The sequence below is a fragment of the Campylobacter lanienae NCTC 13004 genome (assembly GCF_002139935.1).
Classification (GTDB): Bacteria; Campylobacterota; Campylobacteria; order Campylobacterales; family Campylobacteraceae; genus Campylobacter; species Campylobacter lanienae.
Genome location: NZ_CP015578.1, coordinates 881616 through 894778, shown reverse-complemented (window position 1 = coordinate 894778; position 13163 = coordinate 881616). Strand labels below are relative to the sequence as shown.

Sequence of the window (13163 nt, the reverse complement as noted above, 5' to 3'; positions counted from 1 at the left end):
TTTTTTGTGCTAGAATACGCCATTTTATTAATATCAAAAGGTCAATTTTATGTTTGAAGTAGTAATAGGATTAGAAGTTCATTGTCAGTTAAATACAAAAACTAAGATATTTTGCGGTTGTAGCACTAGCTTTGGCGAAGAGCCAAATACTCATGTTTGCCCAACTTGTTTGGCTCTACCGGGGGCTCTACCTGTGCTAAATTCACAAGCGGTTAAAAAAGCTATTAGCTTTGGTAAAGCGATCAATGCGACGATAAATAAAAAGAGCGTTTTTGACCGCAAAAACTACTTCTATCCAGACCTTCCTAAAGCATACCAAATCTCCCAATTTACCATACCGATTGTAGAAAATGGCGAGTTGATTATCAAAGTTGGTGATAAAAATAAAAGAATAGGTATAACTAGAGCTCATTTAGAAGAGGACGCTGGCAAAAATAGCCACGAGGGCAAAACTAGCTTAGTGGATTTAAATCGTGCTGGGACTCCGCTTTTGGAGATTGTGAGCGAGCCTGATATAAGAAGTAGCGATGAAGCAGTAGCATACCTTAAAAAGCTTCATAGTATTTTAAGATTTTTAAATATTAGTGATGCTAATATGCAAGAGGGATCTTTTAGGTGTGATGTCAATGTCAGCATTAGACCAAAGGGCGATGAGAAGCTATATACTAGAGTTGAGATTAAGAATTTAAATTCATTTAAATTTATCCAAAAAGCTATTGAGTATGAGGTTGAGCGTCAATGCGAGGCTTGGGAAGATGGTAGATATGATAGCGAAGTAGTCCAAGAGACAAGGCTATTTGATACTACAAAGCTAATTACAAAATCTATGAGAAGCAAAGAAGATAGCGCTGAGTATCGCTACTTTCCAGATCCAGATTTATTGCCAGTTATTATCCCTGATGAGCTTATGGAAGAAGCTAGTATCTTGCCTGAATTGCCAGATGAGAAAAAAGCTAGATATATGAGTGAATTTGGGATCAAAGAGAGCGACGCTGATGTGATAATTAGTAGCTATGAGATGGCAAAATATTTTGAAGATCTAATATCTGGTGGCAACTCACCTAAATTATGCGTAACTTGGCTAAGTGTTGAGTTATTAGGTAGATTGAAAAATGGTCTTACCATAGAGACTTCGCCAGTTAGCAGCGCTAAACTATCAATACTATTAAACAGAATAGAAGATGGCACAATCTCTCAAAAAGCAGCTAAAGATGTATTGGATGAGATTTTTATAAGCGATGAGAGCGTTGATAGCGTGATTGATCGATTAGGATTAAAGCAAGTAAGCGATGACTCAGCGATTTTAGCTATCATTGATACTGTTTTGGCTGCTAATGGTGATAAGGTAGCAGAGTATAAAAGTGGCAAGGATAAGTTATTTGGATTTTTTGTTGGTCAAGTGATGAAAGAGGGCAAAGGGGCATTCAATCCAGCGAAGGTAAATGAGCTCTTAAAGTCAAAGCTATGAAAATAGCAGTAATTGGTGCTGGTAAGTGGGGGCAGGCTCTATACTCAGCACTAAAAATTAATAATAATTGTGTTATCTCATCTCGCACAAAGCGTGATATAGATGGATTTGTGAGTTTATCAGAGGCTTTAAAGTGCGATTATCTACTTTTTGCTATCTCTACTCAGATGACAGATGAATTCTTGCGTTTAAATTTCAAATCAAATAATCAAAAAATCTTAGTAGCATCCAAAGGGATCGATACAGCTAGTGGGGAGTTTTTGCATGAGATATACTCTAAATTTGCCCCAAGTAATAATCTAGCGTTTTTAAGTGGCCCAAGCTTTGCTAGTGAGGTGATACAAAAGCTCCCCTGCGCCCTTGTGATAAGTAGTCAAAATATGGAATTAGCGCAAATTTGGGCTAGTGCTTTTCCTGGTTTCATCAAGCCTTATATCAGTGATGATGTTATAGGTGCTGAGATTTGCGGTGCGTATAAAAATGTAATTGCCATAGCCGGTGGTGTATGTGCTGGACTCGGACTCGGACAGAATGCTAGAGCTAGTTTGATATCTAGGGGTTTAGTGGAGATGGCTAGGTTTGGCGAGCATTTTGGTGCGAAGAGTGATACATTTTTAGGTCTTAGTGGGGCTGGGGATCTATTTTTAAGCGCAAGTAGTGAGCTATCTAGAAATTATAGAGTAGGGCTTGGGCTTGCTAGTGGGGAGAAATTAGATAAAATTTTAGCTGATATTGGCGAAGTGGCAGAAGGGGTAGCTACGGCAAAGGCTATAGTTCAAATTTCACAGCAAAAAGCGATATATACACCAATTGCTACTCAAGTAGTAGATATGCTAGGTGGCAAAGATGCTAAAGAGGCTTTAAGGGATCTATTGAAAAGACGATGAGAAAGATTATTATATTATTGATATTTGCGATTTTTGCTTTTGGTAATTCAAGCGACAAAGAGCTTAGAAATATGATCGGCCAGATGATTATGGTGGGATTTAATGGCAATAACGCTAATGATGAGTGGGTTAGGCAATTAAGGCTAGATATCAAAAACGCTAGAATAGGCGGCGTGATGATATTAGCTAGAAACATAAGTAGTAAAGATGGGTTAAAAAATTTAATAAGCTATCTCAACTCAGCTTCGCCAAAGCAGCCTTTATTTGTCGCTATCGATGAAGAGGGTGGCAAAATTAGTAGATTTAATAAATTTAGTGATTTTAAGCATTTTCCATCAGCTTATAAGGTAGGTAGCGATATGAATTTAACCATCGCAAATGAGCTTTATAACGATATGGCAAGTCAGCTAAAAAGCCTTGGGATAAATATGAATTTCGCTCCGGTTGTTGATTTGCACAATGATATCTCACCTATAATTGGTCAAAAGCAAAGGGCATTTAGCACTAATGCTGATGAAGTTATCGCATACGCAAATGAGTTTATAAATGCATTTGAGGCTCACAATATCGCTAGTGTATTAAAGCACTTTCCAGGTCATGGCAACGCACCAGCTGATACGCATAAGGTAAAAACTATCGTAGATAACTTTGATTTTGATGAGATTAAGCCATATTATGAGCTAATAAAGCGCAAGAAAGCTAAATTTATAATGGTCGGACATATGGTGATTCCGGCTATCGATGACTCTAATCCAGCTACGCTATCTCGCCAAGTTATTACAAATTTATTAAAAGATAGCCTAGGCTTTGAAGGGGTTGTGATAAGCGATGATATGCTGATGAAGGCTCTTGGTGGTAGCTTAGAAGAGAATGCTATAAAGGCTATAAGGGCTGGGGTGGATATTTTGTTAGTGAGTGAGTATTTTTATAACAAAACCAACTCTATAAAGGCCTTAAATGATGCGATTTTCAATGCGGTTAAAAGTGGCGAGATACAGACCACTAGAATCATAGATGCTTATAATCGTATAATTGCTCAAAAGGCTAGATTCTAGCCTCTATCTAATCCGAGTTTATCAAATTCAATTTTTAGATTATCTTTGATATCTCTAGCAATATCTTTGCCGTTAATGAAGTTTTGCTCTACAAACTCATCAATCCTACTAAGAAGTCCAAAGAGCTTCTCTTGCCATTTATCACTCTCTTTGGAATTTAGCGATTCTATAAATACAAGCTCTTTGCTAAAATCACTTAAATTCTCTAAAATTTCATCTTTATTATCTTGATTTAATATCTGATTTTCTAATGCTTTTTGGCGTAAGATATCTATTTGATCATCTATCGCAGAGCAGAATTTAGAGTAGGCTAAATTTGGATTTTCGTCATTGATTGTGATATTTTGGGTAACTTTATTTATCTGTTTGTATAGTATAACTCCTACTATTAACACCGCTAGGGCCATTATAATTAGATCATTTTGTGACATTTTTTCTCCTTAAATTTGATATTGCGGCAATCGCAAGGCTAATCCATATTAACACAAAGCTAATGATTTTATACAGATCAAGGATCTCATTATAGACAAAAACAGCAATAAGCATACTTAAAGTTGGGCTTATGTATTGTAAAAATCCAATTGTAGAGAGCTTGAGATATTTGGTGCTAGCGTTGAAAGTTAGAAGTGGTAAAATAGTGATAAATCCACTCAAAAATAGCATAATACCATTGAAATTTAATCCAAATTCGCTACTAGAAACTAAGCTTAAATATATTAGATATATTAGAGCAAATGGCGATAAAATCATAGTTTCTATAAATAACCCCTCAAAAGTTCTAACCCCAAGTCTTTTACGCAAAAGCCCATATAAAGCAAATGACAAAGGCAGCATAATAGAGATAAAAGGCATTTTGCCAAGGGCGTAAATTTGAATACCAATAGCTATAAAAACGATAAATATAGAGAGTTTTAAAGCCGGGCTTAGCTCTTCTTTTAATATTATCGCACCAAGAAGTATAGAAAAAAGCGGATTGATGAAGTATCCAAGGCTGGTGGCTAAAATTTCATTTTGATTAATTGCGTAGATAAATATCCCCCAATTACTTGCGATTAAAATTCCTGTGATAGCTAGGGTTAGGATGACTTTTTTGATTTTTGCGATTCTTTTTAGGCTTGTTAGCTTTTTTGTGACTATAAGCACAATAAATAAAATCACCGATGACCAGATAATTCTATGAGCTAAAACCTCAGTGGCGCTAATGCCTTGGATGAATTTGAAAAATACAGGGAATACACCCCACATAATAAATGTGGCTAAAGCTAAGATAAATCCCTTTTGAGTTGCTTGCATTACTGGTGTAAATCGCCTATAAATTTGATAATTCTCGGATTATCTTGCGCTTCAAAAAACTCTTTTGGTGGTTGTATAGTTATGATTTTACCGCCTTCTAAAAATATAATTTTATCAGCAATATCTTTGGCAAATTTAAGCTCATGAGTTACCAAAATCATCGTTTGATGCTCATTGGCTAACATTTTAAGCGTGGATAAAACTTCACTTACTAGCTCTTTGTCAAGTGCGCTTGTAGGCTCATCAAGTAGCAAAATATCAGGCTTTAAAGCCACAGCTCTAGCTATTGCGACTCGTTGTTGCTGACCACCACTAAGTGAGCTTGGATAGGCGTTGGCTCTATCTTTTAGGCCAAATTTATTTAGTAAATTTAAAGCAATCTCAATAGCCTTTTCTTTTGGCATTTTTTGGACACTGATTAGCCCTTGGGTGATATTTTGCGTAGCATTTAGGTGGGCAAATAGATTATAAGATTGAAAGACCATCCCCATTTTGCGTCTTAAATTTAGGATTTCTTGCTTATTTGGATGCTGTTTAAAATCAATTTTTAAACTCCCATCGCTAAATTCCAAAATCCCGCTATCTGGTGCTTCAAGGTAGTTTAATGAGCGAAGAAGTGTTGTCTTGCCACTTCCGCTTGGGCCGATAATTGCTATTATTTCACCTTTTTTGATATCAAAACTGATATTTGATAAGATGGTGTGAGAGGCTATTTGTTTATTAATATCTTTTATTTGTAGCATATTTTCCTCTTATAAATGCTTACTAAATTTAGCTTCAAGGCGTGTCTGAATATACCCAAGTCCGATACATATAACCCAATATATCAAAGCAGCTTGAGAATATACTCTTAGGAATTCATAATTTTGTGAGGCTATAGTTTGAGCTTGGCGGAATAGCTCGGCTACCAAAACCACTGAAGCTAAAGATGTATCTTTAATAAGCGCTATAAAGGTATTAGATAGAGTCGGCAAGGCTATTTTAAGAGCTTGCGGTGCTATGATTTTAATAAAAGTATCGCTATTAGTTAGTCCAATGCTCCAACCAGCCTCCCATTGGCCCTTTGGCACTGCTAATATACTAGCTCTGATAGTTTCGCTGCTATACGCACCAATGCTAAGGCTAAAAGCGATTATAGCGCTAATAAATGGATTTAGCGTTACGCCGATATTTGGCAAACCATAAAAAATTATAAATAGCTGAACCAAAAGCGGAGTTCCTCTGATTATAGATACATAGAATTGAGAGAGTAATTTAAGCAAATTTGATATTGTATTTTTGCTGTGATTAATGCGAATTAGTGCGACAATCACCCCTATAGCTATACCACAAATAAAAGATATAACGCTAAGGGGAATCGTATATAAGATCGCCCCTTTAAGCATAGGTATAAAAGCTTCAATATAGCTACTCACTAACATCCATTCCAAAATATTTTTCTGAAATTTGTTTTAGGGTGCCATCTTTTTTCATAGATTCTAAGGCTTTGTTGATTCTATCTCTTTGTTCTGTTAGCTCTTTTTTAAACAAAAAGACACTTCTAGTGCCATCGCCTGTATCAAATGCGATTTTAATATTTTTATCGCCAGTTGTTTTTAAGTAGTTTAAAATCGCTAATTTATCATTCATAGTAGCGTCAGCTCTACCTTGACTTACAGCTTTAATGGCGGGTGCTAAGCCATCAACTAAGATTATATTTGCTCCATTTTTGATAGCAGTTTCATAGTAGTTGCTTCCCATTGCTTGAGCAATATTTTTGCCTTTAATATCGCTTAGTGAGTTGATGCTATTATCATTAGCTCTTACTGCTATGGCAGCTGAAGTAACTATATATGGATCACTTAGTGTGTAAAGCTCGGCTCTTTTAGGATCCGCATCGCTTATTTGATTAGCTATCATATCAAAGCGATTTGAGTTTAATCCAGAAAATATCGCATCCCAATTTGTCTCATGAAATTCAATCTCAAATCCAGCTCTTTTGGCCGCTTCTGCTATCACTTCAACATCATAGCCTACTAATTTACCACTCTCATCATGATATGAAAATGGATTATATGTGCCTTCGGTTGCGATTCTTAATTTATCTTTTGTATTTTTATCGCCAGAACAACCTATAAAAACAAAAGTAACAAATAAAATAGCAAGGATATTTTTCATCTATCTCTCCAAAATTTAAATTTTTCTTATATGTTTTATATATGCGTGTATATATTCATAACCAGAATATAGCGTGATAGCTACAGCAATCCATAACAAAATCTCACCGCCCCACCACTGCATGGATAAAAATCCTATGGCCACCATCTGCATGATGGTTTTGACCTTACCAGCTATGGATGCACTTACATCGATACTTTCACTCGCCATAACTACCCTAAATCCAGTAATGAAAAACTCTCTAACAAGTATTATATACACAGCCCACGCATTGGCTCTATCTATTATCATAAGACCCAAAAAAGCCGCTAAAATCAGCATTTTATCAGCTAATGGATCTAGTATTGCACCTAATTTTGTCTTTTGATTCCAGCTTCTAGCTATATATCCATCAAAAAAATCAGTAATACTAGCCACCACAAAGGTCAAAGCACAAAAGTAGTTAAGCCAACTAATCTCTACTTCGTTATTATTTCCATTGATTTGTAACAAAAAATAGAACATCAATGGCGCCAAAAGTATGCGAAAAATAGCTAGAGAATTTGGTAAATTCATCATTTAAATGTAGTACCGCCATCTATTATAAATGTATGCCCAGTTACCCAACTAGCCTTTGAGCTACACAAAAATAGGCAAGCCCCAGCCAAATCTGTTGGCTGCCCCATGCGACCAAGTGGGCTTAGCGCTGCTGTGGCGTCTCTAACCTCTTCATAATTTGTAAAGGCTCTTAGGGCGTCTGTCTCTATAGGGCCACCGCTTACGACATTGACTCTTATATTTTTCTCTCCAAGCTCTGTTGCTGCGTATCTAGCCATAGCTTCTACTGCGGCTTTGGCTGTGCCATGTCCGCTATAATGCTCTATATAGACTAAATTTCCAGTAGAGCTTAGACTGATAATGCTACCACCGCCTACCTTTTCCATCCTTTTGGCTGCTTCTTGAGAGCCAACTACAAAGGCATTAACGGTAGCGGTAAATATATTGTTTATTCCACGAGGTTTTAGCTTCATAAATTTAGTATATCCACCAGCTACCGCACGACCCGAGATAATTGCATTTGATACAAAAAAGTCAATTCTATCAAAATCCTTATCAATCTCTAAAAATAGCTCTTTATAAGTTTCAGGCTCTAAGATATTTAGAGCATAAGCTCTAGCCTTTATCCCAAAATCTCTTTCTAGCTCCAAAGCTTGATTTTTAGCCATCTCTTCATTTGAGTTGTAGGTAAATGCGATATTGGTGCCATATTTAGCAAATTCAAGCACAATAGCCCTACCAATTCCTCTAGTTCCGCCGCTGATAACTAAGGTCTTGCCTTTAAATTCTTCATGATAACAATTCATTAAAATCCTTTTATATCATAATTTTTCATTACTGATTCTATCTTTTTGAGATTTTGCTCACTTGGTGCTACAAGTGGAAGCCTATACTCTAAAGTATCTATTAACCCAGCTATATACATAGCTGCTTTAATAGGTATAGGGTTTGATTCGCAAAATAGAATTTTGTTGATATTATATAGTTTATCGTTGATCTCTTTTGCTTTTAAAAACTCATTATCCAAAGCGTATTTAGTAAGTGCTGAAGTCTGATCAGGTAATAAATTTGATGTTACTGAGATAACACCTTTACCGCCATTGCTTAGCACAGGATAGTTGATACTATCATCACCGCTCAATAGATAAATTCTAGGCTCATGAGCTAGGATATCAACGCATCTTTCTATATTGCCACTAGCCTCTTTAACTCCATAGATATTATCACAATCATTAAATAATCTTATAATTGTCTCTGGCAATATATCACATCCCGTTCTAGATGGGACATTGTATAGCAAGATAGGTATATCTACTGATTTGGATATAGCTTTGTAGTGTTGATATAATCCTTCTTGGGTTGGTTTATTGTAGTATGGAGCCACTGATAATATACCATCAGCGCCACATTTTTGAGCGAATTCAGCTAGACCTATAGCTTCGTGAGTAGCGTTGCTTCCAGCTCCGGCTAGCACTTTGACATTGCTACCTTTACACGCATTTACAGCTATCTCTATACATATTCTATGCTCATCATGAGTAAGAGTCGCACTCTCGCCCGTAGTTCCTACAGGCACAACTGCGTCAATGCCATATTTAATCTGTCGTTTTATAAGCTTTTCATAGCTATTTTCATCTATTTTACCATTTTTAAAAGGCGTTACTAGAGCTGTCATCGCTCCATAAATACTCTTTTTCATTTGGTTCCTTTTAGTATAATTGTAGTTGATTTGTCTTTGTTAAAATATCTACTAGCACACTCTTTGATATCTTGAGTAGTGAGTCTGCTAGTTCTATCTGAGAGTTGCCAAAGTGGCTCTATATCACCCCTTGCGATATAACTTCCATATAGATTAGCTAGCTTGCTAGCACTACTTAGAGAGTAGATAAAGTTGCTTTTTAAGCAATTTTTAATCTTAGTTAGCTCATCAGCGTCAATATCTCTAGTTTTTAGTTGTTTTAATAGTTTTAAGATCTCTTTTTTGACTATTTTGGCTTTTATGCCAGGGTTGCAAATAGCGATAATTATAAATAAATTCTCATCGATACTCTCCATAGGATAGGCATAAATTTGATTTACTAAATTTAATTTATCAATTAAAATTCGCTCAAAAAGAGAGCTTTTGCCACTTGATAGGTATTCGCCAATGGCGCTTAATGCAGTTTGGTCTTCGTGGTTAAATGGTGGAATTTTATAGGCTATTGCTATCATATCCACATCGCTTTGTTTGCGAATTATTAGGGATTTTTCACCATTTTGTTCGGGTTCTATGCAGTGTAGAGTAGGGATAGCGCAGCGATTTTGGATATTTTCAAAATGCTTTTTACCTAGATTAAAGGCACTCTCTTTATCGATATCGCCAGTAATCATCAAAAAGGCATTTTGTGGTTGATAATATATAGACCAAAAATTGCGAATATCATCTATAGTCCAGTTTTGGATATCATTGATAAATCCAATCGGAGTCCAGTGATATGGATGATAGATGAAAGCGTGGTTAAATAGTCTAAAATATAGCATTCCAGTTGGATTATTATCTGTGCGCCATCTACGCTCTTCTAAAACCACATCACGCTCAGGCAAAAACTCATCTTCTCTAAGGCTTAAATTTGACATAGTATCAGCATAAAGCTCTAGTGAAGTATCTAAATTTTGGCTTGAGCATTTGATAAAATAGTGAGTAAAATCAAATCCGGTACTAGCGTTATTAATCCCGCCAAAACCCTTTACTATCTGATCAAATTCTCCAGCTTTTCTATTGTCTGTGCTTTTGAAATTTAGATGCTCTAGCATATGTGCGATTCCACTTTTACCCATTGTTTCGTTTCTAGAGCCAACCTTATAGTATAGATCTATGCTAATGACATTTGAGCCTAGATTAAGTGGAGTGTGATAGATCTCAAATCCATTTTCTAGGGTGATTTTGCTGAATTTTGGTAGCATTTATCTCCTTATATCTACGCCAACAGCTTGAGAGATATTCTCATATCCATCGCTTAGGGCTAAATTTAGTAGTTGGTTATTTATATTTTTACAGATACTAGGGCCTTCATAGATAAAACTAGTGTATATCTGTATCAAATTCGCACCCATTTTGATGCGTTCATAAGCTTCATTTGCGTTATCTATTCCGCCACAGCTAATCAAAATCGCCTTACCAAAAAGTTCTTTGGCAACCTCTTTAAATAGCTCTTTGCTCTTGTTTTTGATAAGTTGGCCACTTAGACCACCAAAATCTTTGGCATTATGGCTAAGGGAGTAATCCACGCTTGTGTTGTTGATTATTAGCCCTTTAAATCCAACATTTGTAGCAGATAAGCAAAGCGATATAGCCGCATCAATACTCATATCTGGGGCGATTTTTAAAATTAGTGGTTTTTGGGTTAGTTGGCTTATGGCGCCAAATAGATCTTTGATGAAAGATTCGCTTTGTAAATCCCTTAAATTTGGTGTATTTGGTGAGCTGATATTGATCACAAAGGCATCACAGCAACCATCAAGCCCACTAACTAAAATCTCATAATCTTTAATAGCCTTATCATTTGGCGTAATCTTGTTTTTACCGATATTTGCGATGAGTGGTAGGCTAAATGGGTATAATTTGGCGGCTCTAGATTTGATCTTATCTAATCCATCGTTATTAAACCCCATAGCGTTTTGAATGCTTTTTTCTTCTATTAGGCGAAATAGCCTTGGCTTTGGATTGCCAATTTGTGGTTTTGGGGTGAGCGTTCCATACTCCAAAAAGCCAAATCCTAAAGCACATAGCGGTAAAATCATTGTCGCATTCTTATCAAATCCACCGGCAATTCCGATAGGATTTAAGAAATTTAATCCAAAAATATTTTGCGATAATTTAGTATCAACGAAACAAAAATTATCCACAAAATAGTCGCTAACAAATGGTATTTTGACAGATGTTCGCATAGCTAGTTCAGCTATTTTATGGGCGGTTTCTGGGTTTAGTTTAAATAGAAATTTTTTAATATCATGATAATTCATTACTTTCCTTTGAAATTCGCCATTTTAGCTAAAATTTGCTTAAATTTGCTTATAATGATTGATAAAATTTATCATATTTTAGGCTATTTATAGATATAATCAAAATTATAAATTTAAAATATCAAAAAAGGGGCTAAAATGGCTTATCAAGAGAAAAAATGGCAAAATTTTTATGAAAATGCTTGGGCTATAAGGGCGGAGTTTATGAGTCAATTTATAAATATGGGGGGGTATAACGCTCTTCAAGTGATTGGCGAATTAGAGAAAAAGGAGCGGTATTATCATTTAGCTATTAATGATGATGGGAATTATGAGTGGAAAAGAAAAAAGAGCGAGAGTGAGAAATTTAACTTTGCTGATATTCCTCATTATGGTATAACATCTTTAAATGGTATGACTATTTTGGTTCCATTTTATACTAAGACAAATTTTATTGATTTTATTATTGATGCTTTATCATTTGATGAGTATGATAGTGTGGTGGAGCTAGGCTGTGGATATGGACAAAATCTTTTTAAGATATTTTATAATGGTGGCGGGGTGAATTTAAGATATTTTGGTGGCGAATTTACTAGTAGCGGTGTAGAAATGGCAAAAAAATTAGCTAGTATTGAGCCAAATATGAGAGCTGAGTTTTTTCATTTTAACCATTTAAAGCCTAAATTTGATAAAAAATTAGATTTTGGTAAGCGTGTTTTGGTCTTTACATATCATACGATTGAGCAAGTTAAGGAGATACCTGATAATTGGTTTAAGGTTGTAGCTAGTATCGCTCCATTTGTCAGGTGTATAAATGGCGAGCCTTTTGGGTTTCAAATAAAAGATTTAGGTGAAGTAAGCAAGGAGCATCGTAAATTTTTTATAAAAAATGGCTGGAATTTAAATTTCGCTTCAACGCTTAAAAAGGCTAATCAAAATGGTGATATAATCATCGAAGATGCTATGTTAGAGCATAGTTGTAGGACTGATCCATTTAATCCAACTTCAATTGCTGTGTGGAGATCGGTTTAAATTTTATTTATGACTATTTTTTTGGCGTTTTTAGAGGCGTTAGACCCGAAGGATATTTGGAAATTTGCTAAATAATCTCTATTTGATAAAGTGTTAATTAAGCTTTCTTGAATGGATTTTATGGTGTTTGATCTCTCTTTGGCTGATAGATTTTGCGATATTTGTGGATATAGTATTATTTTTTGCCCTTTTATGCTAAATTCAACTATATCTATCTTGTTTTTTTGACTATTTAGGGCTGATATTATATCTTGGGTGAGATTGGTGGTTATATCATTATTTTGATTTATTGGCTTAGGTGGGGAGATTTTTGGGATTGGTTCTATTTTTGGTTTTGGGATTTGAGCTGTTAGCATATCTTGGTAATTTGAATTTATATATCGTAATAGCGGTTTTATGATGGTTTTGAATACTATTTTTTTGATAAATTTAGATATTATAAATTTGCTTTTTATAGTGATTGTGAGTTGATCATTCGTGGAGTGCTCTTTGGATATTGTGAGTTTAATAATGCTTTTATCATCATTATAGCAGATTCCTTTTAGTGCGTCTAGAGTGTATTTGATGATGTTATCTATATCTGCTGGATTGCTTTGTTGCCATAATATATCTACGATCAAATCGCCATCCATGATAAAAGCATCTTGCTGATTTGCTACTTTTCTTAAGCTATTTTGATATGCTGTTTTGGCGTTATCATTTTTATTGTTGATGCTAGCTGGTTTATCTTTATATACTATTATCTGTTTCATT

At 35.3% G+C, this 13163-nt stretch carries 15 protein-coding genes; 4 read left to right on the top strand and 11 right to left on the bottom strand.

Annotation, left to right across the window (positions count from 1 at the left end):
* The first annotated feature begins 49 nt into the window (after positions 1-49).
* From gatB to CLAN_RS04550, 3 genes are read left to right on the top strand one after another with little or no spacing between them, the layout of a single operon-like run.
* Positions 50-1468 (top strand): Asp-tRNA(Asn)/Glu-tRNA(Gln) amidotransferase subunit GatB, encoded by a 1419-nt coding sequence (gene gatB, locus CLAN_RS04560; protein WP_096023558.1) that lies wholly within the window; start codon positions 50-52, stop codon positions 1466-1468.
* Positions 1465-2355 carry an NAD(P)H-dependent glycerol-3-phosphate dehydrogenase gene (locus tag CLAN_RS04555; protein WP_096017262.1) on the top strand — a complete coding sequence of 297 codons (891 nt, stop codon included), beginning with the start codon at positions 1465-1467 and terminating at the stop codon, positions 2353-2355. Before gatB ends, CLAN_RS04555 begins: the two co-directional genes overlap by 4 nt.
* Positions 2352-3410: a glycoside hydrolase family 3 N-terminal domain-containing protein gene (locus CLAN_RS04550; protein WP_100590697.1), complete on the top strand. Its 1059-nt coding sequence runs from the start codon at positions 2352-2354 to the stop codon at positions 3408-3410. Before CLAN_RS04555 ends, CLAN_RS04550 begins: the two co-directional genes overlap by 4 nt.
* On the opposite strand, the gene CLAN_RS04545 is transcribed toward CLAN_RS04550, so the two are convergent.
* Genes CLAN_RS04545 through CLAN_RS04500 form a run of 10 tightly spaced genes read right to left on the bottom strand, consistent with a single transcriptional unit; the run spans position 3407 to position 11399 of the window.
* On the bottom strand, positions 3407-3841 hold the full coding sequence (locus CLAN_RS04545; protein WP_100590696.1) for a hypothetical protein: 435 nt from the start codon (positions 3839-3841) through the stop codon (positions 3407-3409). The two genes, CLAN_RS04550 and CLAN_RS04545, sit on opposite strands and share 4 nt — an antisense overlap.
* Complete coding sequence (rarD, locus tag CLAN_RS04540) at positions 3828-4703, bottom strand: EamA family transporter RarD (protein WP_096013167.1); 876 nt, start codon at positions 4701-4703, stop codon at positions 3828-3830. Before rarD ends, CLAN_RS04545 begins: the two co-directional genes overlap by 14 nt.
* Positions 4703-5446, bottom strand: a complete 744-nt coding sequence (locus CLAN_RS04535; protein WP_100590695.1) for an amino acid ABC transporter ATP-binding protein — start codon at positions 5444-5446, stop codon at positions 4703-4705. The genes rarD and CLAN_RS04535 overlap by 1 nt, the downstream gene beginning before the upstream one ends.
* 9 nt (positions 5447-5455) lie before the next feature.
* Positions 5456-6118 (bottom strand): amino acid ABC transporter permease, encoded by a 663-nt coding sequence (locus tag CLAN_RS04530; protein WP_232045866.1) that lies wholly within the window; start codon positions 6116-6118, stop codon positions 5456-5458.
* Positions 6111-6860, bottom strand: a complete 750-nt coding sequence (locus CLAN_RS04525) for a transporter substrate-binding domain-containing protein (RefSeq protein WP_100590694.1) — start codon at positions 6858-6860, stop codon at positions 6111-6113. Before CLAN_RS04525 ends, CLAN_RS04530 begins: the two co-directional genes overlap by 8 nt.
* 15 nt (positions 6861-6875) lie before the next feature.
* The gene (gene pgsA / locus CLAN_RS04520) at positions 6876-7415 is read right to left on the bottom strand and encodes a CDP-diacylglycerol--glycerol-3-phosphate 3-phosphatidyltransferase (RefSeq protein WP_100590693.1); all 540 of its coding nucleotides are present in this window, start codon (positions 7413-7415) and stop codon (positions 6876-6878) included.
* Positions 7415-8203, bottom strand: coding sequence for an enoyl-ACP reductase (locus CLAN_RS04515; protein ID WP_096013171.1), 789 nt, complete (start codon positions 8201-8203; stop codon positions 7415-7417). Before CLAN_RS04515 ends, pgsA begins: the two co-directional genes overlap by 1 nt.
* The gene (gene dapA / locus CLAN_RS04510) at positions 8203-9096 is read right to left on the bottom strand and encodes a 4-hydroxy-tetrahydrodipicolinate synthase (RefSeq protein ID WP_096013172.1); all 894 of its coding nucleotides are present in this window, start codon (positions 9094-9096) and stop codon (positions 8203-8205) included. Before dapA ends, CLAN_RS04515 begins: the two co-directional genes overlap by 1 nt.
* Entirely contained in the window at positions 9093-10340 is a 1248-nt protein-coding gene (locus CLAN_RS04505; protein WP_100590692.1) for a M16 family metallopeptidase, read from the bottom strand. The genes dapA and CLAN_RS04505 overlap by 4 nt, the downstream gene beginning before the upstream one ends.
* Positions 10341-11399, bottom strand: a complete 1059-nt coding sequence (locus CLAN_RS04500) for a quinone-dependent dihydroorotate dehydrogenase (protein ID WP_100590691.1) — start codon at positions 11397-11399, stop codon at positions 10341-10343. It abuts the gene before it with no gap.
* A gap of 138 nt (positions 11400-11537) precedes the next feature.
* Between CLAN_RS04500 and CLAN_RS04495 the strand changes: the two genes are divergently transcribed.
* Positions 11538-12410: a hypothetical protein gene (locus tag CLAN_RS04495; protein WP_100590690.1), complete on the top strand. Its 873-nt coding sequence runs from the start codon at positions 11538-11540 to the stop codon at positions 12408-12410.
* Here the strand turns inward: CLAN_RS04495 and CLAN_RS04490 are convergent.
* Positions 12407-13162 (bottom strand): RusA family crossover junction endodeoxyribonuclease, encoded by a 756-nt coding sequence (locus tag CLAN_RS04490; protein WP_100590689.1) that lies wholly within the window; start codon positions 13160-13162, stop codon positions 12407-12409. The genes CLAN_RS04495 and CLAN_RS04490 overlap by 4 nt on opposite strands.
* Position 13163 lies beyond the last annotated feature (1 nt).

Coding starts and splice junctions, on each gene's coding strand:
- gatB (WP_096023558.1), top strand. CDS start 50: ATGTTTGAAGTAGTAATAGGATTAGAAGTTCATTGTCAGTTAAATACA.
- CLAN_RS04505 (WP_100590692.1), bottom strand. CDS start 10,340: ATGCTACCAAAATTCAGCAAAATCACCCTAGAAAATGGATTTGAGATC.
- CLAN_RS04545 (WP_100590696.1), bottom strand. CDS start 3,841: ATGTCACAAAATGATCTAATTATAATGGCCCTAGCGGTGTTAATAGTA.
- CLAN_RS04515 (WP_096013171.1), bottom strand. CDS start 8,203: ATGAATTGTTATCATGAAGAATTTAAAGGCAAGACCTTAGTTATCAGC.
- dapA (WP_096013172.1), bottom strand. CDS start 9,096: ATGAAAAAGAGTATTTATGGAGCGATGACAGCTCTAGTAACGCCTTTT.
- CLAN_RS04490 (WP_100590689.1), bottom strand. CDS start 13,162: ATGAAACAGATAATAGTATATAAAGATAAACCAGCTAGCATCAACAAT.
- CLAN_RS04495 (WP_100590690.1), top strand. CDS start 11,538: ATGGCTTATCAAGAGAAAAAATGGCAAAATTTTTATGAAAATGCTTGG.
- CLAN_RS04550 (WP_100590697.1), top strand. CDS start 2,352: ATGAGAAAGATTATTATATTATTGATATTTGCGATTTTTGCTTTTGGT.
- pgsA (WP_100590693.1), bottom strand. CDS start 7,415: ATGAATTTACCAAATTCTCTAGCTATTTTTCGCATACTTTTGGCGCCA.
- CLAN_RS04525 (WP_100590694.1), bottom strand. CDS start 6,860: ATGAAAAATATCCTTGCTATTTTATTTGTTACTTTTGTTTTTATAGGT.
- CLAN_RS04500 (WP_100590691.1), bottom strand. CDS start 11,399: ATGAATTATCATGATATTAAAAAATTTCTATTTAAACTAAACCCAGAA.
- rarD (WP_096013167.1), bottom strand. CDS start 4,703: ATGCAAGCAACTCAAAAGGGATTTATCTTAGCTTTAGCCACATTTATT.
- CLAN_RS04555 (WP_096017262.1), top strand. CDS start 1,465: ATGAAAATAGCAGTAATTGGTGCTGGTAAGTGGGGGCAGGCTCTATAC.
- CLAN_RS04535 (WP_100590695.1), bottom strand. CDS start 5,446: ATGCTACAAATAAAAGATATTAATAAACAAATAGCCTCTCACACCATC.